The sequence below is a fragment of the Lachnoclostridium sp. An196 genome, from assembly GCF_002160135.1.
GTDB classification, from domain to species: domain Bacteria; phylum Bacillota; class Clostridia; order Lachnospirales; family Lachnospiraceae; genus Hominiventricola; species Hominiventricola avistercoris.
Map to the genome: position 1 here is coordinate 13,768 of NZ_NFJZ01000002.1, position 24,777 is coordinate 38,544.

34 protein-coding genes and 2 tRNA genes are annotated in these 24,777 nt (G+C 49.3%); 32 read left to right on the forward strand and 4 right to left on the reverse strand.

What is annotated here, in order from left to right:
• Nucleotides 1–11: 11 nt before the first annotated feature.
• The 20 genes from B5F29_RS02335 to B5F29_RS02430 all read left to right on the forward strand — a co-directional run bounded on the left by B5F29_RS02335 (nt 12) and on the right by B5F29_RS02430 (nt 15,101).
• The gene (locus B5F29_RS02335) at nt 12–284 is read left to right on the forward strand and encodes an HU family DNA-binding protein (protein ID WP_087153083.1); all 273 of its coding nucleotides are present in this window, start codon (nt 12–14) and stop codon (nt 282–284) included.
• A gap of 7 nt (nt 285–291) precedes the next feature.
• Nucleotides 292–531 (forward strand): RNA-binding S4 domain-containing protein, encoded by a 240-nt coding sequence (locus B5F29_RS02340; RefSeq protein WP_087153084.1) that lies wholly within the window; start codon nt 292–294, stop codon nt 529–531.
• Between the two features lie 77 nt (nt 532–608).
• Entirely contained in the window at nt 609–896 is a 288-nt protein-coding gene (gene yabP / locus B5F29_RS02345; protein WP_334293248.1) for a sporulation protein YabP, read from the forward strand.
• 4 nt (nt 897–900) lie between these two features.
• Entirely contained in the window at nt 901–1,344 is a 444-nt protein-coding gene (yabQ, locus tag B5F29_RS02350) for a spore cortex biosynthesis protein YabQ (protein ID WP_087153086.1), read from the forward strand.
• A gap of 26 nt (nt 1,345–1,370) precedes the next feature.
• Nucleotides 1,371–1,682 (forward strand): FtsB family cell division protein, encoded by a 312-nt coding sequence (locus B5F29_RS02355; RefSeq protein ID WP_087153087.1) that lies wholly within the window; start codon nt 1,371–1,373, stop codon nt 1,680–1,682.
• A gap of 149 nt (nt 1,683–1,831) precedes the next feature.
• Complete coding sequence (locus tag B5F29_RS02360) at nt 1,832–3,238, forward strand: SpoIIE family protein phosphatase (RefSeq protein ID WP_087153088.1); 1,407 nt, start codon at nt 1,832–1,834, stop codon at nt 3,236–3,238.
• A gap of 55 nt (nt 3,239–3,293) precedes the next feature.
• Nucleotides 3,294–4,691: a tRNA lysidine(34) synthetase TilS gene (tilS, locus tag B5F29_RS02365; RefSeq protein WP_162608344.1), complete on the forward strand. Its 1,398-nt coding sequence runs from the start codon at nt 3,294–3,296 to the stop codon at nt 4,689–4,691.
• Nucleotides 4,672–5,199: a hypoxanthine phosphoribosyltransferase gene (hpt, locus tag B5F29_RS02370; protein ID WP_087153090.1), complete on the forward strand. Its 528-nt coding sequence runs from the start codon at nt 4,672–4,674 to the stop codon at nt 5,197–5,199. The genes tilS and hpt overlap by 20 nt, the downstream gene beginning before the upstream one ends.
• Nucleotides 5,200–5,216: 17 nt before the next feature.
• Nucleotides 5,217–7,031, forward strand: coding sequence for an ATP-dependent zinc metalloprotease FtsH (gene ftsH, locus B5F29_RS02375; protein ID WP_087153091.1), 1,815 nt, complete (start codon nt 5,217–5,219; stop codon nt 7,029–7,031).
• A 251-nt stretch (nt 7,032–7,282) separates the two neighbouring features.
• Complete coding sequence (locus B5F29_RS02380; protein ID WP_206414163.1) at nt 7,283–9,391, forward strand: glycoside hydrolase family 13 protein; 2,109 nt, start codon at nt 7,283–7,285, stop codon at nt 9,389–9,391.
• A 61-nt stretch (nt 9,392–9,452) separates the two neighbouring features.
• The gene (locus B5F29_RS02385; protein WP_206414173.1) at nt 9,453–10,175 is read left to right on the forward strand and encodes an AzlC family ABC transporter permease; all 723 of its coding nucleotides are present in this window, start codon (nt 9,453–9,455) and stop codon (nt 10,173–10,175) included.
• Nucleotides 10,172–10,471, forward strand: a complete 300-nt coding sequence (locus tag B5F29_RS02390) for an AzlD domain-containing protein (protein WP_087153093.1) — start codon at nt 10,172–10,174, stop codon at nt 10,469–10,471. Before B5F29_RS02385 ends, B5F29_RS02390 begins: the two co-directional genes overlap by 4 nt.
• Before the next feature lie 99 nt (nt 10,472–10,570).
• Nucleotides 10,571–12,166 carry a xylulokinase gene (locus B5F29_RS02395; RefSeq protein WP_087153094.1) on the forward strand — a complete coding sequence of 532 codons (1,596 nt, stop codon included), beginning with the start codon at nt 10,571–10,573 and terminating at the stop codon, nt 12,164–12,166.
• A 101-nt stretch (nt 12,167–12,267) separates the two neighbouring features.
• Nucleotides 12,268–13,251 carry a D-2-hydroxyacid dehydrogenase gene (locus B5F29_RS02400; RefSeq protein WP_162608345.1) on the forward strand — a complete coding sequence of 328 codons (984 nt, stop codon included), beginning with the start codon at nt 12,268–12,270 and terminating at the stop codon, nt 13,249–13,251.
• 109 nt (nt 13,252–13,360) lie between these two features.
• Nucleotides 13,361–13,540 carry an iron chelate uptake ABC transporter family permease subunit gene (locus tag B5F29_RS02405; RefSeq protein WP_087153096.1) on the forward strand — a complete coding sequence of 60 codons (180 nt, stop codon included), beginning with the start codon at nt 13,361–13,363 and terminating at the stop codon, nt 13,538–13,540.
• Between the two features lies 1 nt (nt 13,541).
• Nucleotides 13,542–14,294 carry an iron ABC transporter ATP-binding protein gene (locus B5F29_RS02410; protein WP_087153097.1) on the forward strand — a complete coding sequence of 251 codons (753 nt, stop codon included), beginning with the start codon at nt 13,542–13,544 and terminating at the stop codon, nt 14,292–14,294.
• Nucleotides 14,295–14,314: 20 nt separating this feature from the next.
• On the forward strand, nt 14,315–14,503 hold the full coding sequence (locus B5F29_RS17230) for a hypothetical protein (protein ID WP_087153098.1): 189 nt from the start codon (nt 14,315–14,317) through the stop codon (nt 14,501–14,503).
• Nucleotides 14,440–14,820: a hypothetical protein gene (locus B5F29_RS16670; protein WP_330397511.1), complete on the forward strand. Its 381-nt coding sequence runs from the start codon at nt 14,440–14,442 to the stop codon at nt 14,818–14,820. Before B5F29_RS17230 ends, B5F29_RS16670 begins: the two co-directional genes overlap by 64 nt.
• A 110-nt stretch (nt 14,821–14,930) precedes the next feature.
• A tRNA-Gly gene (locus B5F29_RS02425) sits at nt 14,931–15,001 on the forward strand.
• A 28-nt stretch (nt 15,002–15,029) separates the two neighbouring features.
• Nucleotides 15,030–15,101, forward strand: a tRNA-Gly gene (locus B5F29_RS02430).
• 30 nt (nt 15,102–15,131) lie between these two features.
• On the opposite strand, the gene B5F29_RS02435 is transcribed toward B5F29_RS02430, so the two are convergent.
• From B5F29_RS02435 to B5F29_RS02450, 4 genes are all read right to left on the reverse strand, one after another.
• Nucleotides 15,132–16,247 (reverse strand): tyrosine-type recombinase/integrase, encoded by a 1,116-nt coding sequence (locus B5F29_RS02435; protein WP_087153099.1) that lies wholly within the window; start codon nt 16,245–16,247, stop codon nt 15,132–15,134.
• Between the two features lie 188 nt (nt 16,248–16,435).
• Nucleotides 16,436–16,900, reverse strand: coding sequence for a hypothetical protein (locus tag B5F29_RS02440; protein ID WP_087153100.1), 465 nt, complete (start codon nt 16,898–16,900; stop codon nt 16,436–16,438).
• An 18-nt stretch (nt 16,901–16,918) separates the two neighbouring features.
• A complete protein-coding gene (locus B5F29_RS02445) occupies nt 16,919–17,344 on the reverse strand; it encodes a hypothetical protein (RefSeq protein WP_087153101.1) in 426 nt (141 codons plus the stop codon).
• Nucleotides 17,325–17,708 carry a helix-turn-helix domain-containing protein gene (locus B5F29_RS02450; RefSeq protein WP_087153102.1) on the reverse strand — a complete coding sequence of 128 codons (384 nt, stop codon included), beginning with the start codon at nt 17,706–17,708 and terminating at the stop codon, nt 17,325–17,327. Before B5F29_RS02450 ends, B5F29_RS02445 begins: the two co-directional genes overlap by 20 nt.
• A gap of 373 nt (nt 17,709–18,081) precedes the next feature.
• On the opposite strand from B5F29_RS02450, the gene B5F29_RS02455 reads away from it, so the two are divergent.
• The 12 genes from B5F29_RS02455 to B5F29_RS02515 all read left to right on the forward strand — a co-directional run bounded on the left by B5F29_RS02455 (nt 18,082) and on the right by B5F29_RS02515 (nt 24,754).
• On the forward strand, nt 18,082–18,288 hold the full coding sequence (locus B5F29_RS02455) for a helix-turn-helix domain-containing protein (protein ID WP_162608346.1): 207 nt from the start codon (nt 18,082–18,084) through the stop codon (nt 18,286–18,288).
• Nucleotides 18,281–18,463: a hypothetical protein gene (locus B5F29_RS02460; RefSeq protein WP_087153104.1), complete on the forward strand. Its 183-nt coding sequence runs from the start codon at nt 18,281–18,283 to the stop codon at nt 18,461–18,463. Before B5F29_RS02455 ends, B5F29_RS02460 begins: the two co-directional genes overlap by 8 nt.
• A gap of 19 nt (nt 18,464–18,482) precedes the next feature.
• Nucleotides 18,483–18,734 (forward strand): hypothetical protein, encoded by a 252-nt coding sequence (locus B5F29_RS02465; RefSeq protein ID WP_087153105.1) that lies wholly within the window; start codon nt 18,483–18,485, stop codon nt 18,732–18,734.
• Nucleotides 18,731–19,288: a hypothetical protein gene (locus tag B5F29_RS02470; protein ID WP_087153106.1), complete on the forward strand. Its 558-nt coding sequence runs from the start codon at nt 18,731–18,733 to the stop codon at nt 19,286–19,288. The genes B5F29_RS02465 and B5F29_RS02470 overlap by 4 nt, the downstream gene beginning before the upstream one ends.
• 334 nt (nt 19,289–19,622) lie before the next feature.
• A complete protein-coding gene (locus tag B5F29_RS02480; protein ID WP_087153108.1) occupies nt 19,623–19,895 on the forward strand; it encodes a hypothetical protein in 273 nt (90 codons plus the stop codon).
• 79 nt (nt 19,896–19,974) lie between these two features.
• Nucleotides 19,975–21,405, forward strand: coding sequence for an AAA family ATPase (locus B5F29_RS02485; protein ID WP_087153109.1), 1,431 nt, complete (start codon nt 19,975–19,977; stop codon nt 21,403–21,405).
• A gap of 11 nt (nt 21,406–21,416) precedes the next feature.
• Nucleotides 21,417–22,046 (forward strand): recombinase RecT, encoded by a 630-nt coding sequence (locus B5F29_RS02490; RefSeq protein WP_087153110.1) that lies wholly within the window; start codon nt 21,417–21,419, stop codon nt 22,044–22,046.
• A complete protein-coding gene (locus B5F29_RS02495; protein ID WP_087153111.1) occupies nt 22,043–22,840 on the forward strand; it encodes a PD-(D/E)XK nuclease-like domain-containing protein in 798 nt (265 codons plus the stop codon). The genes B5F29_RS02490 and B5F29_RS02495 overlap by 4 nt, the downstream gene beginning before the upstream one ends.
• A complete protein-coding gene (locus B5F29_RS02500) occupies nt 22,837–23,148 on the forward strand; it encodes a hypothetical protein (protein WP_087153112.1) in 312 nt (103 codons plus the stop codon). Before B5F29_RS02495 ends, B5F29_RS02500 begins: the two co-directional genes overlap by 4 nt.
• Nucleotides 23,145–23,546, forward strand: a complete 402-nt coding sequence (locus B5F29_RS02505) for a hypothetical protein (RefSeq protein WP_087153113.1) — start codon at nt 23,145–23,147, stop codon at nt 23,544–23,546. Before B5F29_RS02500 ends, B5F29_RS02505 begins: the two co-directional genes overlap by 4 nt.
• Before the next feature lie 67 nt (nt 23,547–23,613).
• Complete coding sequence (locus B5F29_RS02510) at nt 23,614–24,006, forward strand: hypothetical protein (RefSeq protein WP_087153114.1); 393 nt, start codon at nt 23,614–23,616, stop codon at nt 24,004–24,006.
• 22 nt (nt 24,007–24,028) lie between these two features.
• Nucleotides 24,029–24,754 carry a hypothetical protein gene (locus tag B5F29_RS02515; RefSeq protein WP_087153115.1) on the forward strand — a complete coding sequence of 242 codons (726 nt, stop codon included), beginning with the start codon at nt 24,029–24,031 and terminating at the stop codon, nt 24,752–24,754.
• The last annotated feature ends 23 nt before the right edge of the window (nt 24,755–24,777 follow it).

Genomic DNA, 24,777 nt, shown 5'->3' on the forward strand with positions numbered 1-24,777 from the left:
GGAAATAAACAATGAATAAGGCTGAATTAGTTGCAGCAGTGGCAGACAAGGCAGAACTGACAAAAAAGGACGCTGAGAAGGCAGTAAAAGCATTCGTTGATGTAGTTACAGAAGAGCTGAAGAAAGGTGAAGAAGTTCAGGTAGTAGGCTTTGGTACCTTCAAGGTAGCAGAAAGAGCTGCCAGAGAGGGAAGAAATCCGCATACTGGCGAGCCGATGTCCATCGCAGCTTCCAAGGCGCCGAAATTCAAAGCCGGAAAAGCTTTAAAGGATGCACTGAACTAATATACGCATGAGACTGGATAAATTTCTGAAGGTTTCCCGGCTGATCAAACGTCGCACAGTAGCCAATGAAGCTTGCGACGCGGGACGCGTCCTGGTAAACGGCAAAGTCGCGAAGGCATCCCAGAATGTGAAAGAAGGAGATGTGATTGAGATCCAGTTCGGCACAAGATCCGTGAAGGCAGAAGTGCTGGACGTACAGGAAACCGTGAAAAAGGATGAAGCCAAGGAGCTTTATCGATATTTATAAGGAATATTTTAAGGGACCTCCTAATATATTTGATTAGAATATAGAGGAGGTCTTTTGCTATGATAAAAACGGGATCTGTGGAAGAACGCCCGCAGGGACGGGGCGCTCACAAGATCTCCCTGCTGAACCGGCGCACGGCCAGCATAGGAGGTGTGTCGGATGTTATCTCCTTTGATATATCGGCAGTGCTGTTGGAGACAGAACTGGGAATGCTGCAGATCAAGGGCGCGGATCTGCACGTAAACCGTCTGTCCTTGGAGAAGGGAGAGATAGATCTGGAAGGAAGGATTGACAGCATACAGTATTCGGAGGTCTCCGATCTGAAGAAGAGTGGAGAATCCCTGCTGAACCGGCTGTTCCGGTGAGCGGATGAGTCCGGGGATTTTAAAAGAACTGCATTTTTTCGGGCTTGCGGTTCTGAGGGGGATGTTGATTCTGGCGCTTTATGATCTGATCCGCATATTCCGGAGAGTGGTGCCTCACGGCGTCTGGCCGGTAGCGTTGGAAGACCTGTGTTACTGGGTCGGCACGGCGCTCTTGATTTTTCAGCTTTTATACAGGGAAAATGACGGCGCGGTGCGGGGATATGCGCTGCTGGCGGTGGGAGTGGGGATGCTGGTTTACCATCAGATCTTCGGAAACTGGATGGTTAACCGGATTGCCGGGATCCTGGGCCGTATTCTGGGGTGGATCCTGAAGCCGTTCTGTATAGTCTGGGGGAAACTGGTACAAGTCCTGCGGATGGCAGGTAAATTCTACAAAAAGAAATTGAAAAAGAGTCTCAAAGAGTTTATAATAATGTTATTCTCTTAAGAGCGTCAGATAAGGGAGTGAGGCCGATGGCGGACAAGACGCGGAGCAGAAGATTACGGGAAAAGAGAAAGCATCTGGGATCCTGGGCGATCCTGCTGGTAGTACTTGCTGTATTTGCGGTGAGCACCATCGGAGGCATACGGCTGAGACAGAGGAATCGCTCTTATGAAGCCAGAGAAGAGGCGCTTCAGGAAGAGATCACGGCGGAAGAAGGCCGGGCAGAAGAGATCGAAGATCTGGAGGCTTATACAAAGACGAAAAAGTACGTGGAAGATGTGGCAAAAGACAAGCTTGGGCTTGTCTATGAAGATGAGATTATTTTTAAAGCAGATGAATAAAATACCTGGATCTGTCCGGAAAGTTCGGCTTTCCGGACAGATCTTTTTTTGTCGAACGAATTTTTTTCGAGCCACTTCTAAATGACAAAGATTTCGGACGACTCTTCCTATAATTGCCCATACAAAACCGGAGGAGGAGTGAAGAAGAAATGGAATGGACCAAGTATGTGTTGGCATTGTCGATGGGAGCAGGACTGATGATTATGTTTGGCAGGAAAGGACAGAAGAGAAATAAATGGCTGCTGGGCGCAGGAGCGGGCATCGGACTGACTGCCATGGAAATGGTGGTACAGTATATATGGAATCGGGAGATATGGGAGATGGCGATCAGTGTCCTCAGAGGGACCGCCTTTTTTTCACTGCTGGTACTGTTGGGGTATGGAAAGGAATGGCTGGAGGCCCGGGGGCAGGGCCGGGAGGAAAAAGAGGCTGTCCATCCGGTTCGGCAATGGATGCAGGAATATCAGGAGAGTTTTGCGCAGCTGTCCAGGAGTTTCTGTATGGCGCCGCTGCCGGTCCAGGGTATGGACAGGGCGGACCGTATCTGGCAGAGCCGCCTGGCAGAGAGCCGCCTGGCTGCGGCGGGTCAGCTCCAGGAGATGGGAAATATCCTGGAAGGGGCTATGGAACGGATTTACAGCACCAGAGAGGACGCGGGCCTGGAGCAGGAGATCGGGAACCGTCTTCGGCTGATGGGCGTGCTGGTACAGCGTGTGTTTTTGTACGGAGTGAAAGGAAAAAGGCGGCAGCTTTATGTGACGATGCGGACCAAAAAGAAGACTTGCGTGCCGGTAAAAAAGATTGCCCAAGTTCTTTCGGAGATCGTGGAGTGCGAGATGATGCCGGCCAGGGACAGCCGCTCTTTTGTCACTCAGGACCGTACTACGGTGCTGTTTGTGGAAGGGATGGCGTATAACGCGCTGTACGGTGTAAAAAAGGCAACCCGGAAAGACGAAGCGGTATCCGGGGACAACTTTTCTGTATTCTGGCTCCCGGACGGATATTTTTATGCCGGAGTATCGGACGGCATGGGATCCGGACTGCAGGCGTGCACACAGAGCGAACTGGTGCTGGACCTGATGGAGCAGTTCCTGGAAGCCGGATTCAGCAAGGAGACGGCAGTGCGGATGATCAATTCCTCCATTGTACTGCAGCCGGATTCGCCGGTCTTTTCTACGGTGGATCTTGCGTCCATCGATCTGTATACGGGTGTGTGCGATTTTCTGAAGATCGGGGCGGCGCCCAGTTTCCTGCGCAGAGAACACGGGGTAGAGTGCATCCGGGGGACAGGCCTTCCCGCCGGGGCGAGCAGCTGCCTGTCCCTGGAGCCGTACCGCATCCGCATGTATGATGGCAATCTGTTGTTTCTGGTGACAGACGGCGTGCTGAACGCATTGCCGGAAGGACAGGAGGAGGAGATCATGGAGACGCTGATCCGGGGCCTGGCTCCCGGAACGCCGTCTGAAATGGCGGAGCGGCTGTTGGAACAGGTGCAGGCGTATGGCGGCGCCCGGGATGATATGACCGTCCTGGTGGCGGGGATCTGGAAAAGATAGAAAGCATTTGCATTTTCCGGCGTCATTCTTTATAGTTATAAGCAGGAGGATGAAGATGGAAGAAAAAGTGCTGGCGTATCTGAACCGGCGGGAGATGACGGCGCCGGGACTCACGGTCTGCGTGGGCTTTTCCGGCGGGGCGGATTCTGTGGCGCTGCTGCAGCTGTTGTGGGAGAACCGGAAACGTATGGGTATCCGGGTCAAAGCTCTGCATGTGAATCATGGAATCCGGGGAGCGGAAGCGCTGAGAGATCAGCGGTTCTGCGAGACGTTCTGCGGGGAGAGGAAGATTCCTATCCGTATCTGTGAGGAAGACATTCCGGCGGATGCCGCGGCGGAAGGGGTTGGCCTGGAAGAAGCGGGACGGAACGCGCGGTACCGCGCGTTTGAACGCTGTGTAGAAGACGGGTGGACGGACCGGATCGCCCTGGCACATCATCAGAATGACCAGGCGGAGACTATGCTGTTTCATCTGATGAGAGGCAGCGGGATCAAGGGACTGCGGGGTATGGAGCCGGTGCGGCTGCCTTATATCCGTCCGCTCCTGTGCGTGGGAAGAGATGAGATAGAGACATGGCTGAGAGGAAAAGGGCTCCTCTGGATGGAGGACGCCAGCAACCAGGAGCTGGAGTTTACCAGAAACAGGATCCGGCATCATGTGCTCGCCGCTATGGAAGAGATCCGGCCGGGAAGCGCTGAAAGGATGGCGGAGACGGCGGAGCGTCTGCTGGAGATAGAAGATTTTCTGGAGCAGAATCTGGAACAGGCAAGAACTGCCTGCGTGCGGCAGACAGGACGTGAGATCCGGATCCTACTGGAACCTTTTGGGAAATTGCATCCGGCGCTGGGTAAGATGCTGGCTGTGGACTGTCTGGAAAAACTGTACGGAACCAGGAAAGATCTGTCGGCGGTACATGCGGAGCAGCTGAGCGCCCTGGCGTACGGCAGACGGGGCAGCCGGATTACGCTTCCGGACGGGCGGTATGCGGTACTGGGTTACGACGCGATCCTGCTGAAAGAAGGCTATGGAACGGAAAAAAGAGAGGAAGAGGTATATTGTGTGCCCGGCGGGGAATATCATTACAGGGGGGATGTTTTCCGGTTCACTCTGGAAAACCGGGAGAAAAAGGAGAAAATTCCTGTAAATTGCTATACGAAGTGGTTCGATTATGATAAAATCAAACAAGGCGCCGTACTGCGGACACGCAGACCGGGAGATTATCTGGAGGTGGCGGACGGCGCGCATAAAAAACTGAAGGATTACCTGATCGACTGTAAAGTTCCCAGAGAAGACCGTGACAGTCTTACGCTCCTGGCGGACGGGAGCCATATTATCTGGACGGTGGGCATGCGGATCAGCGAACGATATAAAGTGACGGAGCAGACGAAAAGGGTCTTGAAAGTACAGTGGATGAATGACGGAGGGACGAAGGATGGAGAAATATCATATTGAGGTTATGCTGCAGGAAGAGACGGTGAACCGCAGAATCCGGGAACTTGGGGAAGAGATCAGCCGGGATTATGAGGGGAAAACCGTACATCTGATCTGTATTTTGAAAGGAAGCGTTTATTTTACCTGTGAACTCGCCAAAAGGATAACGGTACCGGTGACAATGGATTTTATGCAGTGTTCCAGTTATGGGGCGGCAACGAAATCCAGCGGTGTCGTCAGGATCGTAAAAGATCTGGATGAGCCCATCACAGGACGGGACGTGATCATCGTGGAAGATATTATCGATTCCGGGCGTACGCTCAGCCATCTGAAAGATCTGCTGGGGCAGAGGCAGCCTGCGAGTCTAAAAATCTGTACGCTGCTGGATAAACCGGAACGCAGAGTTACGGATGTGGACGTAGAGTATGTGGGATTTCAGATTGAAGATAAATTTGTGGTCGGGTACGGACTGGATTATGACCAGCAGTATCGGAACCTGCCTTATATTGGCGTGGTGGAATTTGACTGACAGGAGGATAAGAAAGATTGAACGGACAATGGAAAAACATTGGCAGCTATCTGCTGGTTTTCGCGCTTCTGTGTGCGCTGCTGGTGTTTTTTGAAAACAGGAGCATCGAGAATTCGACTGACTCCTACCAGACGTTTGTACAGCGTCTGGAAGAAGGGCAGATTGCGTACGCAGAGATCGAGCCCAATGAAGAGACGCCGACCGGATCTGTGAATTATACGTTGGAAGACGGTTCTGTACGTATCACTCATGTGCTGAATACAGAGAGTGTGGAGGCTCTGCTGGAAGACGCGGGCGTGGCCTATGACGTGGCGGAGGTGGAAGGACCGGGATTTCTGATCACGTTCGGACCGACGCTTCTGATGTGCGGCGTCATGCTGTTTCTCATCGTTGTGGCGTTCGGCAGGAATACCGGAGGAAGCAACGGAAAGATGCTGGATTTCGGAAAGAGCCGGGCACAGATGACGATGACCGGGGACACCAAAACCAGTTTCAAGGATGTGGCCGGACTGGATGAGGAGAAAGGCGAACTGGAAGAGATCGTAGATTTTCTGAGAAACCCTGGAAAATACACAAAAGTGGGAGCGCGTATCCCCAAAGGAGTACTGCTGGTGGGGCCTCCCGGAACTGGAAAGACGTTGATCGCCAAAGCGGTGGCCGGGGAAGCGGGAGTGCCGTTTTTCAGCATATCCGGCTCTGATTTTGTGGAGATGTTTGTGGGCGTGGGCGCGTCCCGAGTAAGGGATCTGTTTGCCAGCGCCAAAAAGAACTGCCCGTGTATCGTATTCATCGATGAGATCGACGCGGTGGCGAGACGCCGCGGTACCGGTATGGGCGGCGGACACGACGAGCGGGAGCAGACGTTGAATCAGCTTCTGGTAGAGATGGACGGCTTTGGAGCCAACGAGGGCATCATTGTCATGGCCGCGACAAACCGGGTGGATATTCTGGATCCTGCCATCATGCGTCCTGGACGTTTTGACCGGAAGATCGCGGTCAGCAGGCCGGATGTAAAAGGCCGGGAAGAGATTCTGAAGGTACATGCCAAGAACAAGCCGCTGGGCGACGATGTGGATCTTCATCAGATCGCTCAGACTACGGCGGGATTTACCGGAGCCGACCTTGAAAATCTTCTGAATGAAGCGGCGATCTACGCGGCAAAAGGAAGCCGCGCGTACATGATTCAGGAGGATATCCGCAAAGCGTTTATAAAAGTCGGAATCGGAGCGGAAAAGAAGAGCCGTGTTATATCTGAAAAGGAAAAGAGGATTACTGCGTATCACGAGTCCGGCCACGCGATCCTGTTCCATGTGCTTCCGGACGTGGGGCCGGTATATACAGTATCCATTATTCCCACCGGTGTGGGCGCGGCAGGATATACCATGCCTCTTCCGGAGAGGGACGACATGTTCAATACCAAAGGAAAGATGCTGCAGAATATTATCGTGGACCTGGGCGGACGCGTAGCGGAAGAACTGGTCTTCGACGATATTACTACAGGCGCGTCTCAGGATATCAAGCAGGCGACCTCTATTGCCCGGTCAATGGTTACAAAATACGGTATGTCTGAGAAAATCGGTCTGATCAATTACGGCAGCGATGATGAGGAAGTCTTCATCGGCCGGGATCTGGCGCATACAAGAAGCTATGGCGAGCAGGTGGCCGGTCAGATTGATGAAGAAGTAAAGCGGATTGTGGACGAGTGCTATGCCAAAGCCAGAGAACTGATCAATGCCAACAGGAAGGTGCTGGATGCCTGCGCGGAGCTCCTGCTTGAAAAAGAGAAGATTACCAGGGATGAGTTTGAAGCTTTGTTTGTACAAAACACCTAAAAAGCAAGATGCATTTTTGTAAAGTTTGTGCACACTTCAAGGGACAGCTATGCTATTATAATTAACGTAAAAACCCCCAATACATTATATAGTTTTTGCTACACCCCATAAGAAATAAGAAATACCTTCTCCTAAAAAAGACAGCACAACCCCCGCTGTCTTTTTTACTATGCATTTTTAGGGAAAAGGGTTGTTTCCCGAGGGGATTTCATTGTATGATGTAAATGCAGAAAATGCAGAAAGGATGTCACATGGACGAAAAAGATATCGCAAAAGTAAAACGTGTGCAGCAGTATGCATTGAATATGAGACCCATCATGAATAAAGAGGCGCTGTTCAGCGACGAGACGGAAAATTACCGGACTCCGTTTGAACCGGAGGTAGGGGATCGGGTAACGATTAAATTCCGGACCGCCCGGGACAACGTGGATTATGTGTTTATTATCTGCGGAAGCCGCAAAGTTCTGATGCAGAAGGCCTATACAAAGGGTGCTTTTGATTATTATACGTATACGACGGATCCTTTGAAAGAAGGAACGCTGCATTATTATTTTGAAATTTATACGGGAAAGCAGAGATGCTTTTATAATGAACTGGGAGTGTCCAAAGATTTGCAGGAAGTGTATTCTTTCGGTATTGTTCCCGGTTTTAAAACGCCGGACTGGGCGAAGGGAGCCATCATGTACCAGATCTTCACCGACCGGTTCTGCAACGGAGATCCCTCCAACGATGTGCTGGACCGGGAATACATCTATATTAACGAGGGTGTGCAGCGGGTGACGGACTGGGAAAAGACACCGGATTATATGGATGTACGTTCTTTTTACGGAGGGGATATTCAGGGAATCTGGGATAAGCTGGATTATCTTCAGGATCTGGGAGTGGATGTGCTCTACCTGAATCCGATCTTTGTATCGCCGTCCAATCATAAATATGACAGCCAGGATTATGACTATATTGACCCGCATCTGGGAGTGATTGCAGAAGACGGCGGGGAGTGTCTTCCGGAGTGGGACAACAACAACAGCCACGCCACCAGATACATTCAGCGCGTGGTCAACAAGAAGAACCTGGAAGCCAGCAATGATTTTTTTGCAAGATTTGTGGAGGAGGTACATCGCAGGGGGATGAAAATTATCCTGGACGGTGTGTTCAATCACTGCGGTTCCTTCAATAAATGGCTGGATCGGGAGCTTTTGTATGAACACGCGGAAGGCTATGAAAAAGGAGCCTATATCTCCGCGGACAGTCCGTACAGGTCTTTCTTCCGGTTTAACAATGAGCATGACTGGCCGTATAATGAATTTTATGAGGGCTGGTGGGGACATGATACGCTGCCCAAACTGAACTATGAAGAGTCGCCTCAGCTGGTGGAGTATATCCTGGGCGTGGCAAAGAAATGGCTGCTTCCGCCGTACAATGTGGACGGCTGGAGACTGGACGTGGCCGCGGATCTGGGATTCAGCGAAGAATATAATCATGAATTCTGGAGAAAGTTCCGCAAAGCGGTCAAAGAAGTCAACCCGGACGCGCTGATTCTGGCGGAGTATTATGGAAATGCGAAAAAATGGCTGTTGGGAGATCAGTGGGATACCATCATGAACTATGATGCGTTCATGGAACCGGTGACCTGGTTCCTGACCGGTATGGAAAAGCACAGCGACGACTACCGGGAAGATATGTACGGCAACGCCGAGGCGTTCGTGCGGGCCATGATCTACCAGATGGCGAATTTCTACGGGCCGTCGCTGCAGACTTCTATGAATGAATTGTCCAATCACGACCATTCCAGGTTTCTGACGCGCACGAACCATAAAGTAGGTCGTATCCACACGCTGGGAGCAGACGCGGCCAGCCAGAATGTGAATAAGGGAGTCTTGCGGGAAGCTGTAGCGATCCAGATGACCTGGGTAGGAGCGCCGACCATTTATTATGGAGACGAAGCCGGCGTATGCGGATTTACAGATCCGGATAACAGACGGACATATCCGTGGGGAAAAGAGGATCAGGAACTGCTTTCTTTCCACAAAGAGGCGATTCATATCCGCAAGAGCAACCCGGTGCTGACTCACGGTTCCACCCGATTCCTGGCGGCGGATTATCAGTTCCTCAGCTATGGCCGTTTCAGTGAAGAAGACCAGATCATTGTGGTGGTCAATAACGGGCAGGAAGAAAAAGAAATAAATCTGCCGGTATGGCGTGCGGAGGTCCCCAAAGAGGCGGTTATGGAGCGCCTGATGCTGACTCTCGAAAACGGATTCAGCACAGTGGGAGAAATCTACGAAGTGAAGAAAGGAATTCTCTACCTGAAGGTGCCGCCGATTTGTTCCATGATCTTAAGAACAATAAAGAATAAATAAAGGGTATATATGACAGGGAGTTCACGGACGGACTCCCTGTTTGAACGAAAGAAATACGGGGATAGAACATATGAATAAGCAGGAGTTTCGATGCGGGCTGAAAGACGGGGCGCCCATTGCGGCAGGGTACTTGTCGGTCAGTTTCAGCTTCGGCATCATGGTGCTGGGCGGGGGCTTAAGCATCTTTCAGGGAGCGCTGATGAGTCTGACCAATATGACCAGCGCGGGACAGTTTGCGGGGCTGCAGGTCATCATAGCGGGGGGCACGCTTCTGGAGATGGCGGTGACCCAGTTCATTATCAATCTGAGATACGCGCTGATGAGTCTGTCGCTCTCGCAGAAGCTGTCAGATGCGGTGACGTTCCGGGAACGGCTGGTCATCGCGTTCGCGAATACTGATGAGATCTTTGCGGTGGCCGTAGGACGGGGAAAAAGCCTGACGTTTTCCTATATGCTGGGACTTCAGCTTCTTCCGGTCTTAGGGTGGACGTCCGGCACGGTTCTGGGAGCTGCGGCTTCCGGGCTCATGCCGCCGGCTCTTGGCAGCGCCCTGAATGTGGCGCTGTACGGGATGTTCATCGCGGTGGTGGCGCCAAATGCCCGAAAATCCCGGGCGGTGTTGTTTGCGGCGGCGTTGGCGGCAGCGATTAGCTGTATGATTTATTATGTGCCGGCCTTGTCGGGAATCTCGTCGGGCACGGCGATCATTCTCTCTACAGTGGCGGCTTCCGCCGCGGCGGCATTTCTGTTCCCGGTGCGGGAGGAAGGAGAAACGGAAGCATGATCTATCTTTATATATTAGTAATGGCAGCAGTGACTTATCTGATCCGGGCAGTGCCGCTTACGGTTTTTCAGAAAAAGATAGAAAACAGGTATATTCGGTCGTTCCTCTATTACGTGCCATATACCTGCCTGACAGCCATGACGGTTCCCGGTATTTTTTACGCTACGCGAAGTCCCGTAAGCGCGGCGGCAGGAGCCCTTGCGGCGGCAGGGCTGGCGTTCCGGGGCAAAGGGTTGGTGACGGTGGCGGCGGGGGCGTGCGCCGCGGTATTCGTTGCGGAGCGGATCCTGATATAGTTGATTTTTTTAGTAAAATTAACCTAAAATATCTTTGAAATCTATAGTCAGTCAGGTTATAATAGACCTAAGACAAGCTTATATCAGGAGGGGAAACTTATGAGCGATGTGAAAAATACGATAGTAAACGGTAGAGCAGTTCTTGGAATTGAATTTGGATCTACCAGAATCAAGGCGGTGCTGATCGATGAAAACAACACACCGATCGCGTCCGGCGCCCATGATTGGGAGAACCGTCTGGAGAACGGGATCTGGACTTATTCGCTGGAGGATATCTGGACGGGACTTCAGGATTGTTATCGGAAGATGACTGAAGATGTGCAGGCGCAGTACGGAGTAAAGGTGGAGAAGTTGGGAGCGATCGGCTTCAGCGCCATGATGCATGGGTATCTGGCATTCAATAAGGATGGAGAGCTGCTGGTTCCGTTCCGCACCTGGAGAAATACGATCACGCAGGAAGCGTCAGAAGCGCTTACGGAAGCGTTCCAGTTCCATATTCCGCAGAGGTGGAGCATCGCGCATCTGTACCAGGCTATACTGAATGGAGAGGATCATGTAAAGGATGTGGATTTCTTCACAACGCTGGACGGATATATCCACTGGCAGCTGACCGGAGAAAAGGTTCTGGGAGTGGGAAGCGCATCCGGTATGTTCCCCGTTGATTCTGATACAAAAGATTATTATACTTCCATGATTGAAAAATTTGACGAAATGGCAGCGGCCAAGGGAATGCCCTGGAAGGTGGAAAATCTTCTTCCGAAGGTGCTTCTGGCAGGAGACAACGCCGGGGTGCTGACTGCGGAAGGTGCGAAGAGGCTGGATCCTACCGGAACACTGCAGCCGGGCTGCCCGCTCTGCCCGCCGGAAGGCGACGCAGGTACGGGAATGGCCGCCACGAACAGCGTGAAGCAGCGCACCGGAAATGTGTCTGCCGGTACTTCTGTATTTGCCATGATCGTTCTGGAAAAAGCGCTGAAAGAAGTGCATGAAGAGATCGATATGGTGACCACGCCCAGCGGCGACGCGGTAGCCATGGTACACTGCAACAACTGTACTTCAGATCTGAACGCGTGGGTGAATGTTTTCAAAGAATTTGCGGAAAGCTTTGGAATGGAAGTGGATATGAACAAGCTTTTCGGTACATTATATAATAAGGCCCTGGAAGGCGACAAGGATTGCGGCGGACTTCTGGCTTACAACTACTTCTCCGGAGAGCATATTACCGGATTTGAAGAAGGCCGTCCGATGTTTGTGCGTACACCGGACAGCAAGTTCAATCTTGCCAACTTCATGCGCGCGAACCTGTATACCTCCCTGGGAGCGCTGAAGGTCGGTCTGGACATCCTTCTGAAAGAAGAGGGAGTGGCAGTGGACCGCATCACCGGGCATGGAGGACTCTTCAAGACCAAAGGAGTGGGACAGAAGATCCTGGCAGGCGCTATGGACGCTACGGTATCCGTCATGAAGACGGCCGGTGAAGGAGGAGCATGGGGTATTGCCCTGTTGGCTTCCTATATGATTCAGAAAGAAGAAGGCGAGAGTCTGGCAGATTATCTGCAGAACAAAGTCTTTGGCGGAGACGAAGGCGAGAAGATGGATCCGGATCCGGAAGATGTAAAGGGATTCGATGAATTCATCAAACGCTACAAAGCGGGATTCCCCATTGAGAGAGCGGCGATCGACGCGCTGAAATAAGAGATACCAATGATATGGAGCTGTCGCAGAATGTTTGGAAAAACGGGCGGCAGCTCTGTTTTTATATATTGGCCGATGCTTTTGGAAAGGAGATTGGGTTCATGGAGAAAATCAAGGCGGCGGTAATGTTTCCGCTGGACCGTATGCAGAGGGAGGCGCTGGAGGAAGCCGGAGCAGAGCGCTGCGAATGGCGGTATATAGACGATACAATGACGCGGGAGGCGCGGCTGGATGTTCTGAGAGAGGCAGAAATCGTGATGGGTCAGCCCGGCCTGCGGGAGATTCGTCAGTGCCCGCGTCTCAAGTGGATCCAGATGGGCTGGGCCGGAACCGATATTTATACGTCCAGGGACGGATTTCCCAGGGAGATTCTTCTTACGAATGCCAGAGGATGTTTTCAGGTGGTGATCGCGGAGTATGTCATGGCCGTTGTGCTGAGTCTGTGCCGGCGCCTGAAGATATATGCCGGACAGCAGAGCGAAGGATTATGGAATCCGCTGGGAGAGGAAACTCTGCTCTACGGAAAGCGGGCCCTGATCCTGGGAGCAGGGGATATCGGCACCGGAGTTGCAAAGCGCCTGAACGCGTTCGGTGTCCATGTGACCGGAATGCGCAGAACAGACCGCAATTATCCGGACTGTTATGACGCTATGATTACGACAGACGCGTTGGACCGGGAGCTTCCGCTGGCGGACATTGTCATCGGCTGCCTGCCGGAGACGCCGGAGACAAAGGGACTGCTGGATATCCGCCGGCTCTGCATGATGGGACCGGACGCGTTTCTGATCAATGTGGGGCGGGGCAGCCTGATCCGTACAGATGAACTGGTAGAGGTGCTGGAAGCAGGTCATCTGGGCGGCGTGGCGCTGGACGTGACAGACCCGGAGCCGCTGCCTGCGGATCACCCTCTGTGGAAGATGGACAAGGTCATCCTGACGCCCCATATCGCAGGACAGAGTTTCGGTTATTCCAAAGATACAGAGAACCGGGTAGTACAGATTTGCTGCCAGAATCTGGAGCGGTATCTGAACGGCAGAGAACTGCTGAATAAAGTTGATTTTGATACGGGTTATGTATCAGAATGAGAATATTTCTAAAAAGGGGAGAGAAAAAGTGCTTGCATTTTTTTCCCCTTATATGACATACTGCGGCCCGTGGTTAGTAATAACTAATTTTTGCGAGGAGGTTTCTTTTATGAAAAAACGGTCGATGACCCTGATTCTGGGATCTGCTTTCTTCGGAATGATTGTGCTGGTGGAAGGACAGATGATCGTGGAACATGTGTTTTCTTACACGGTTCCTGTAAGTGTGTTTATCACCGTGGGTGGAGGGATCTATTTCCTCTATCTCCTTTTGACAAACAGGAGGGTATAGTATGCGTATCACAGAACTGACAAAAAAATATGACGGAAAGACAGTGGTGGACGGCGTTACGTTCGAGATTCCGAAGGGAAAGGTACTGTCTCTCATCGGACCGAACGGAGCAGGAAAATCCACCGTCATGGGGATCATATCCCGGTTAATCGCCAGGGACGGAGGTCAGGTGTTTTTTAACGGAACGGATATTGTGAAGTGGAAAAGCAAGGATCTGTCCAGGAGACTGGCCATCCTGACTCAGAATAATGCCGTACAGATGAAACTGACAGTGAGAGAACTGGTCTCTTTCGGGCATTTTCCGTACTCTGGAAATCACAGAACAGAGGAAGACGAAGAAATGATCGACAAGGCGATTGCGTATATGGAACTTCAGGAGATCCAGGATCAGTTCATTGACGAACTTTCCGGGGGACAGCGTCAGAGGGCGTTCATCGCCATGGTGATTGCCCAGGATACGGAATACATTCTGCTGGACGAACCCACGAACAACCTGGATATCTATCATGCCACCGACATGATGAAGATGGTCTGCAGACTCTGCGATGAACTGGGGAAGACAGTGATTCTGGTATTGCACGAGATCAATTACGCTGTGTTTTACTCGGACTGTATCTGCGCGTTTGTGGATGGGAAGATCGCCAAATTCAGGACTGTGAAGGAGGTGATGACCAAAGAAACCTTATCTGAGATTTATAAAGTTGATTTTGAAATCCTTGAGATTTCAGGGAAACCGTTGACCATTTATTATTAAAGAGGCCAGAGGGAAGGACTTTGGTATTTACAGGAGGAAATACAGCGCAGGAAACGATCATGGTGGAAAGTCTGAACGGGAACCAGGAGACGGCAGAGGTAGAAGTCCCTTATGATCCGGAGAGAATCGCGATCCTGGATATGGCGTGCGATCCGGATGTGATCTTTATCGGAGGGCAGCTTTTGCGGAGGGAAAAACTGCCATTATAGGACTTTGCACCAGCGGAAGCTTCAACGTACTGGGAAATGACGGCCGCTGCTCGCTGATCGGAAAAGAGATCGGGTTCGAAAATGTGGGAGTCGATGCGGAGGTTGAGACTTCCATCCATGGAAATGAGGCGTCCTTTGAGTTTGTCGTAGAGAAGAATCCGGAATATATCTTCGTTTTGGACAGAGATGCGGCAATCGCTGCGGAAGGGGCACAGCTGGCGCAGGAGATCATGGAGAATGAACTGTGCGAGCACGACGCATCTGGCATCACTTCTGAATCGGCTGTGAATAGTAACAAATTTTTTTCAAAAAAATAAAAAAAAGCGCTTGACAATTTAGAAAGCCCATAGTAGAATACTCATTGTTGCGAAACGGAGCTGTTTCCGACACGCATTCGTAAACAACCCGAAAGGGTTTTTACATATATGCGGGTGTAGTTCAATGGTAGAACACTAGCCTTCCAAGCTAGATACGTGGGTTCGATTCCCATCACCCGCTTAAACACCCGAAAGGGTTTTATATATATGCACGAGTGGCTCAGTGGTGGAGTATCGCCTTGCCAAGGCGAGGGTCGCGGGTTCGAATCCCGTCTCGTGCTTCTAAAAAGTCCCGAAAATACGGGACTTTTTCATTTGTGTTGCATTTCATGTTGCATGATATTCTCAAAGTAGTTGTCTATGATATCATCATACCTCTCTCGATCCTCTGAAAATGTCTGCATATACACATCTTTCATCACTCGATCAGAAGCCCATCCTCCGCGCTCCTGGGCGTATTTATCCGGTATTCTCAGCGCAGCCATAACGGAGGCATTGATATGTCTTAGATCGTGGAATGTTATGTGCTGCATCCCATTCTCGTCCTGTATCCGGATCCACCGGTGATACAATGCTCTCCCGCTCATCGGGACGAGTACATCACCGTCAACCTTGTCGATCAGACCTTTAATATATTCCGGTATCCTGTGTCTTCGTTTTCGTGTAGGTGTCTTTGCATCTTTCTTCGTGATCGCAACTCCATTTACATCCACCGTGACCTCTTCGATGGTTATGTAATCTCCGTGTATGGATTTTGATTTTGTCAGGCCACGGATCTCTGACATAGAAAATGAAAGCCATGCGGCCAGAAGTACAGGAAGCTCTATGTCAGTTCCATTGACGATCTCAAAGACCTTGCTTACTGATGGCAGTTCAACAGTCCTCTTCTGCGCCTTGGGAAGCTCTATGTCATCCAAATACAGTCCCTTGCAATATTTCCCCAGTACCGCAGTCAAAAGCCCGTATTCGTTTCTCAGGCGCTTTGCAGAGAGTGTCTTTTTGGTGCGGCTTATAGTTCTCCGAGCCTCATTATTGACAGCTTCCTGGATGATATCTTCATCTATGTCTTTAAGCTGCATCTGCATCAGATCCTGGAATCCGTTTTTCTGGATGCAACGGTAATCCTGTATAGTGGTTGGAGATCTCCCTAAAAGTTTCCGTGAGTCAATGTACATGTCAATGGCCTGATGCAGAGTAAGATCTTCATACTGCTTCTTTTTATCTCTCTTCGACTTCTCTTTGTTTGCAGCCCATTCCGCGGCATCTGCTTCACATTTCCGTTTTCCTTGTGTAGATGTGTCAGAATTTGTAAATGATTTATAGATTCTCTTTTCCTTCTTCGTTCCGTCCGGTTGCATGATTGTTTCAGTATGACTGTACACCAAACACCTCCAGCTCCCGGAAGGTAACTTCTTCGCTTTTGCCATCGTACATCCTCCTTTGAATGCAATTAAATGCAATTTCGTTGCAATTTTTGGTACAAAAATAACAGCCAGCGCGAACTCATGTTCCGCTTGCGGGCTGTCTCCAGAGGTGATACAATAACTTTGATATGTGGGGTATCTCTCTGGAGATATCTGTGACCGTCCTGGTGTTGGCGCACTGGGGCGGTTTTTTAGTGACAATCTAAACAGGGTTCATATCCGTTTGCTTCAGCAGCATCAATGTTGTAAATCCAAAAGTCACTTCCAGTTTGCCAATGGTAGCAATTGTATGTATGATATTTTTCCCCTGACACGGTAACAATTCCTGCGTACTGGTCAAAAAAGTTACATTGTTCCCATAGGTCATAGTTTTCTGAAAGCATTCTGGTATTAAGATCTTCACTTTCCTCTAATTCCTTGCGAAGTTCATCCACGTTGACTTCCCATGCAGAGTTTTGCTCTTGAAGATTAAAGATCTCTTCATCCATTTCTGCTATTGTTTCATTGGCTACTTCCAGTTCATCTTTCAAATCAGAATTTTCTGATTGCAAAGTTATAATCCAAGGTACACATATTATGATAATGAGTAGCATATAACCTGAATATTTTGCGAATGGATTGTTGTTTTTGCTACTTTCCGCTGTTCCATCAAACATTTTATTCCCCCATTATTTTTAGTACACTCCATCATAAAGCCACTTCTTCTCTTCACTCTTCTGGATTGTATCTGAACCGGAAAAAGAAGAAATGAACTTCATGTCGTTTTCGTATTCTTCTATTTGTTTTCTGAGTTTCCTTCGGTCTTTCCGTATCCGTTTAAGGATATTTTCCAGCACATCCTCTGATCCCTTTTTCGCTTTTGATGAAACAACAGGAACGGCGAGATTATGCGCGGCATGCTCAATCCTCTGCACATCCTTTCTTTGGAAATCCTGATTCTGGATGTGCTTCATGGCGTGCTCATAAGCTGCCGCCTGTTGTTCCACTGAGTGTTTGGCGTTAATCATGATAGTAAATGACCCGTCTTCGTTTGGAACAACCATCTCTTTCTTTAAGTTTGGAAAATCCAGAAGGACGACATTAACATCCGGTGTCGTCATCGGACCCACGCTCCTTCCTTTTCAGAGCCAGTGCCATATTATGTAGTGCCCGGAGGTCTTCCGGATCAGAGTCCCTTGTTGCATCGAAAAGTGCACGAAGCTCTTTATTTTCAAATATTTCTTGTGCTACCTTAGCGGTTTCCTCGTTGAAATAATAACCGGCTTCATTGCTTTTTTCTTCGCCAGTTGTCAAGTATTCGAGTGAGACATTGAAGAAGGAAGCAATCTTATTTAACCGTTCATTACTAGGTTTCACATTATCTATTTTGGATAGATAGCCCTTAGAGATCCCTAATTCTTTTTCTAATTTATTCACAGAGATTCCGTTCAGTTTGCACAAGTGTTTGATTCTGTCATATATCATTTTACCCTCCGAATAAAATTCTGAATAAAAACCGCAATTAGGTATTGACATTCTGAATTTATTCGGTATAATAAAAACAAGTTCTGAATTAAAGCCGCAAATAAAAGCAGAATGTTGGTGAATCTATTCAGTTTTGTCTGACAACTTAACTATAGAATAAAACACTCAATCTGTCAATAGAAAAGGTGAAAATAATCAGAACCAGATCAGAAACCGCGTTATAAAAACTTTCAGCGGAGGCAACCCTCAAAATGTGGCGCGGGGCGGAACAGAAAATCTTTCATCGAAGACCCTCCTTTCCGCCTCATAACACGAGGCAAGATCATTATAACGCGGCATCTGATTAAATTCAACGCAAATGGGAGGTGGTTATTTGGTTTTTGAAAATGTGAAAACGGAGGCTGACAAAAAGGGGATGTCCCTTAATGCGCTGGAAAAAGCAGCAGGATTATCCAAAGGGACGATCGCAAAATGGAGGACGGCAAGTCCAACGATAAAAAGCCTTATGTCAGTTGCCAGTGTTCTTAAAGTGAATCTCGAAGATTTAACGAAAGGTGAAAGTGGTGAACGGAATGATTAAAGGTGCAAAAACAATAGCGGAATATGCTATCCGGTCATATTTGGAAAACAAATTCCAGATGGAAAAATTCCGCTTGCAGGTGGATGGGAATAATGCGGTGCTGGTCGATATGAACGGGGACACGCTGAGGCTGAGGTATGACAGCGAAAGGCGCTCTGTATCCATCGTAGAGTAGGAAGAAGGGAGTGAACAGGATGCCAAGATTACAGCCGAGTCTTGATGAAATGCGTGACAGAGAATCCCGGGCGGTTATGGCAGACGGGCAGGCCCGGAAAGCATACAACGATGAGGAAATGGGAAAATTTTTGGCGATTACTCGTCCGACATACCAGAAGCGCCGGCGGCAGCCGGATACCTTTACCATGAGGGAATTCCGGGCAATGGTTCGGGTCCTTGGATTAAGTGATGAGGAAATTGTCCGATTTATAAGGGGTAAACGGAAATGAGAAAAGCAGATCTGAAAGATGGAATGATATGTGAATTGCGGAATAATATCCGGGGTATATGGTTGAATGGAAGAGTAAGGACTGTTAAGAGATGGTTCAGCGATATCCGGGAGGATCTTACGAATGGCATAACCCCCAATTTTGACATCGTGAGGGTTTATGAAGCGTCTGACATTGGGTGTATAGAATATATGCTTTACGATGTTGGGAAGCTGATTTGGGAGAGGCCGGCGATACCTATTGATGATGGGAAGGAAGAAGAGCCTATTGTTATAATGACAGTCAATAAGTTGATGCATAAATTGCGTAAGGATGGAAAAGAACCAACGTATATTTATGAGAATTATTCTGCTCTGAGAGACTTACTTCGCTCGCAAAAAGAATTTGATATTCAAACGCAGGGAATCAATAAACTGATGGAGATCGTTTTTAAGAGAACCTGCTATGCAAGATCGCTTGCTGGATATTTCGCAGGGCTTTACGAAAGCGGATACATCACAGAGTCAGAGTATCAGCAGGTGGCAATTGATGCGGGAGTGGTGAGATATGTATAAAGTCGTATGTGCCCTTCTCGTTGGAGGCGTGTTCCTTTGCTCAGCAGATAATGTCGCGGTAGTTGGTGTTGGAGTGGTTATGCTGACAGTGGGAATGATACTGGCAAAAAAGTGGAGGTTATAACGTGGAAAGGCGCCCATTGACATTTCAGGAACATCAGAATCTGGCGTGCCGGATTCGCTCAGAACTTCAAAGACAGTGCCTGAGCATAGCGGATCTGGCAGATATGACTGGATACAGTAAGCGAAGTATATATCGGCTTTTGGATCCGATCCAGACGGTAAGCTGGGATCTGACATATGAAGTGTTTAGGGTACTTGAAATGGAGGACTTATGATACATATCGTTGGTAATTATTATGTCGGCGCAGATGAGCTTTGCTATACCGTCTATCAGAAAAGGAAAGCTGTTCGTGACGGAGAACAGACCGAAGTAGTGAAGCCGATTCATTATTTCGGGACATTTGATAAAGCCGTTATGGATGCGGTGGAGCTTTACAGAAGGCGGAAACTGGCTGACCTGGACGGAGAGTTAAAAGAAGCCATAGAGTCCCTTAAAACGGTAAATAACGAGTTGAGAGACCTTTTACAGGTGGTGGGCGAATGAGATTTTTCAAGGATAATAAGTGGGTGTTTCTGGCGCTTCCAGGTGCAGCACTTATATGGACCATATGGAGGATTATTTCATGCATGTAACAAAAATCAAAATCAAAAATCTTTATGGAATTAAAGAATATGAATCAGATGGCGGCTCCAGAGAGCTGACCGGCGAGAATGGGACCGGAAAATCTTCCGTCATTGACGCGATCAAATATGCTCTGACCAATAAGTCCGACCGGAAATATATTGTCCGGAACGGGGAGACGGAAGGGGAAATCCTGATTGAGACGGATACTGGCCTGAGAATTAACCGGAAAGCCAGGACGAACCAGGCGGATTATAAATCCGTAAAGCAGAACGGGCGGGAGGTCGGAAGCCCGGAAAGCTTTCTTCGTGACATTTTTTCTCCGCTGCAGCTCTCCCCGGTGGAATTTCTGGAAAAAACGGAGAAGGAACAGAACGCGATTATCCTGGACATGATCAATTATGACTGGGACTTGAATACGATCCGGGAATGGTTTGGCGAACTGCCGGCGTGGGTCTCCTATGACCAGAATATCCTTTCCGTATTGAATGACATCCAGTCGGAAAAGGGGAAGTATTTTCTGGACAGGCAGGATATCAACCGGTATATCCGGAATAAGAGAGCCTTTATTGAAGATATTGCTTCTACGATCCCGGCTGGATACCAGGCAGAGAAATGGGAGAATGAAGATCTGGGAGGTCTTTACCGCGAGATCGAACGGATCCGGAAGCAGAATGAAGAAATAGAGAAAGCGCGCCGGGTTGTAGAGGATCAGGACAAAAAAGTGAGGTCGTTTGAAGCGGAAAAAGAGATTGCCCTTGCCGCTCTTGACAGAGAACTTTCTGCGGAGCGTGAACGGCTGGTAAAGGAGACAGAACGACTCCAGGCGCAGCTGAAAGAGAATCAGCAGAACATTGCCGCTCTTGGCGAAAAGAAGGCTAGCCGGGAAGAAGTGATTTTGCAGAAATTCCGGGCAGATGTGGCTGGATATGAAGCAAAGGTAGAGGAATACCGGGAACTGGCCGGGAAAGAGACGGAGGACTTTTCAGCGCTCCAGGAACAGGCTGCCCACACCGAAGAAATGAAAGGGCACCTGCGGGAATACCGCCGGATGGTAAGTCTTCAGGAAGAAGTAGAGAGCCTGAAAGAAGAATCGGAAGACCTGACAAGAAAAATTGAGAAGGCCAGATCCTTGCCGGGTGAAATCTTGGAGACGGCGACGATCCCCATTAAGGGGCTGACAGTAAAAGATGGGATCCCGTTGATTAACGGTCTGCCGGTGAGCAACCTGTCCGACGGGGAGAAGCTGGATCTGTGCGTGGACGTGGCCGTACAGAATCAGACAGGTCTGCAGCTGGTGCTGATCGACGGAGTGGAAAAATTATCCTCAAAGATGAGGGAATCTCTTTATCAGAAATGCAAAGAAAAGGGGCTGCAGTTTATTGCCACCAGGACGACGGATGACGATGAACTGACAGTGATCACATTATAAGGAGGATGGATATGGAAAATGAGGTTATGACTCAGGATCAGGCATATGAAGTGGCAAGCCCATTTGGAAGTTCTGAGAATTTCCAGAAATTGTTTGATATCGGAAAGATGTTTGCCAGCTCCTCTCTGGTGCCGGACCGGTATAGAGGGAAGCCAATGGACTGTACGATCGCGGTGGATATGGCAAATCGGATGGGGGTAAGCCCTATGATGGTGATGCAGCAGCTTTATGTTGTGAAAGGGAATCCGCAGTGGAGTGGACAGGCATGCATGAGCCTGATCCGCGGCAGTTCGGAATATAAAAATGTACGGCCTGTCTACACGGGAAAGAAGGGTGAAGACTCCTGGGGCTGCTATATTGAGGCGGAAAAGAAAAAGACCGGGGAGATCGTAAAAGGGACAGAAGTTACGATTGCGATGGCAAAGGCAGAAGGATGGTATTCCAAGAAGGACAAATATGGCAATGAGACCTCGAAGTGGCAGACCATGCCGGAGCTGATGCTTGCATACCGCGCGGCGGCATTTTTTGCGAGGGTCTATATCCCGAATGCCCTGATGGGATGCGCCGTGGAAGGTGAGGCGGAAGATATTATGAAACGGGCGATCACGGCGGAAGACCCATTCAAGGAGGACGCGAAATGATTTTAACGGCGGAGAATTATTACAGCCAGGAGGCGAACAGGGAATACCTGAGCGTATCTCAGTATAAAGATTTCTGCGGATCTCTTGGGAAGATCCCTTGTGAAGCCCAGGCGCTTGCGAAACTGAACGGGGAATGGGAGATGGAGGAAACCACTTCTATGCTGGTGGGATCTTATGTAGATGCCCATTTTGAGGGAACATTGGATATTTTCCGCGCGAAGCATCCGGAGATCTTCACGAAAGGCGGTCAGCTTAAAGCGGAATATCGGAAGGCAGAAGAGATTATCAACAGAGTTGAGCGCGATGAGTATTTCATGAAATATATGTCAGGCCAGAAGCAGGTAATAATGACGGGGGAAATCGGCGGGGCGCCGTGGAAGATTAAGATTGACAGTTACCTTCCGGGAATCTGTATCGTAGACCTGAAGGTCATGAAAGCGATCCGTGAGACATTCTGGTGCCACGACGCGGGATATATGGATTTCGTCCAGTATTGGGGATATGACATCCAGGGGGCAGTTTATCAGGAGATTGTCCGGCAGAATACCGGAGAAAAACTCCCCTTCTACATAGCGGCGGCCAGCAAAGAGAAAGAACCGGATATTGAGATTATCCATATCGACGACACGCATCTGTTTGAGAAGCTGACAGAGGTAGAGAGCAACGCCGCGAAGATTGTCGCCTTGAAAGAAAACGATTACGAGCCGATCCGTTGTGAACGGTGTGATTACTGTAAGCACACGAAGATCTTAACCGCGCCGATCCACTACTCGGAGTTAATGACAGACATATGAAAAGTATTATCACGAAGTATACGAAAAACTGCATGATCTGCGGGAAACCAACGACAACGGAACATCATTTCCTGTTTGGAAAAGGTATCCGGTCTTTGGCGGACGAGGATGGGGTGAAAGGCCCGGTATGTGATGAACATCATAATATGGGCGAAATTACCAGGAGAATCCATGATAATTCGGCGGCGGAGGCGCTGTCAAAAATGGTGGGGCAGCTTGCCTGGGAAAAGAATCGAGTTGCCGCCGGAATGACAGAAGATGAGGCGCGCGAGGCGTTCCGGAAAAGATATGGGGTGAGTTATCTGTGAAGTTCAGAATTGAAGGACGATTCTGGAAGAATGAAAAGACCTTCCCCGGGTTGAATGATTATATTCATGAATTGGGACGAAATCCCAAGAGCGGAGCGCATATAAAGAAAAAGTACGAAAAGATAGCGTGTGACGCGTTGAGAGCCGTTTCAGGGCGCAAAAGATATGCGGGTAGAGTGACGTTCCATTATCGTTTTGCAGAGCCGTCAAGCGGCCAAAAAAGGGACCACATGAATGTATTTGCTTTCGCGGATAAGGTGATTGAAGATGCACTCCAGAAATGCGGAGTGATTCAGGATGATTCTCCGCGGTGGGTGGATGGAAGCAGGATCACACATGAATTTCTGTATACGGATGGAACACCGTGGATTGAAGTGGAGATTGAAGAAGTAAAATAAAGCAATTTTGACCGGTCAAATTTATATACAGTAACCCGAAAACCAATTCTTTAGGAAAGGAAATATCATGTTTGATATTAATTTAGATGATCTGGCGGGCGGTGAACTGGGAATCCAGTTCCAGGCAGCGGCGAAGAAGGTCATAGAAAATCTTCTGGACCCGAACACGCCATATAAGAATAAGCGAGGGATCACTATCAAGCTCACTTTCGAGCAGAATGAGCAGAGAAACGATGTGACCGTAGGCGTTCAGGTGGAGACGAAACTGTCCCCGCGTAGTCCGATCAAGACGCAGATGGCGATAGGAAAGGATCTGAGAACAAAAGAGCTCTTCGTGGAAGAGTATGGAAAAGGCATCCGCGGTCAGGTGCGGATGGAAGGCCTTCCAACGGATGAGAATGGGAATATCCTGATAGGAGAAAAAGCAGCAGATCCGGAAACGGGAGAAATCGTAGATTAAAGGAAAGATGAGGTAAAAAAATATGGCAGGAATTATCAAAGAAGCATTGCAGTGGATCGTGGAGTCTCAGAAGCCGAAGATCATTAAGGATGGGGATTGGAGTTATACCAGTGAAAACCTTCAGAGACTGGATGAAGAATTGAGGGCGGACCCGATAGGTATGTCGACGCTTTCCGGTCTGGTGGATTACATCAAATCAAAAGTAGATGTTTTGGATGATAAGATGCTGATCCATGTAGTGTCTCCAACGGAAGTCCAGCTTATTTCTCCGCTGGATTTGGACAGGGAGAGGGAGTGCCTGGTGAAAGTCAGAGCGGAACTGCCGGAGATTACATATGGAAGATTTTTGAATACGGAACCGTTCCTGATCAGTATTCGCGCCAACTTCGTCCAGAATGAAGGCTCAGAGGCGGTTCTCCGGTTCGCAGGAACGATTGAGAGCGGCACGCTGGCTGCATACAGTGACGACGGTATTTCTCAGTCTGCAACGGTTAAGAAAGGTATTGCTGGTAAAGAGAGTGCATTGGTTCCGAATCCGGTGAAGCTGAGGCCGTATCGTACCTTCATTGAAGTGCAGCAGCCGGAATCTGAATTTATATTCCGGATGAAGGACTACGACGGGGAAATTGGCTGCGCCATCTTTGAAGCAGACGGCGGAGCGTGGAAACGAGAAGCCATGAAGAACATCAAAGAGTATCTGGAGTTCGAGCTGGCAGATCTGGCGCCGCAGTTTACGGTGATTTCATAAAAAGTGTATGCGCCCTGCCGGTG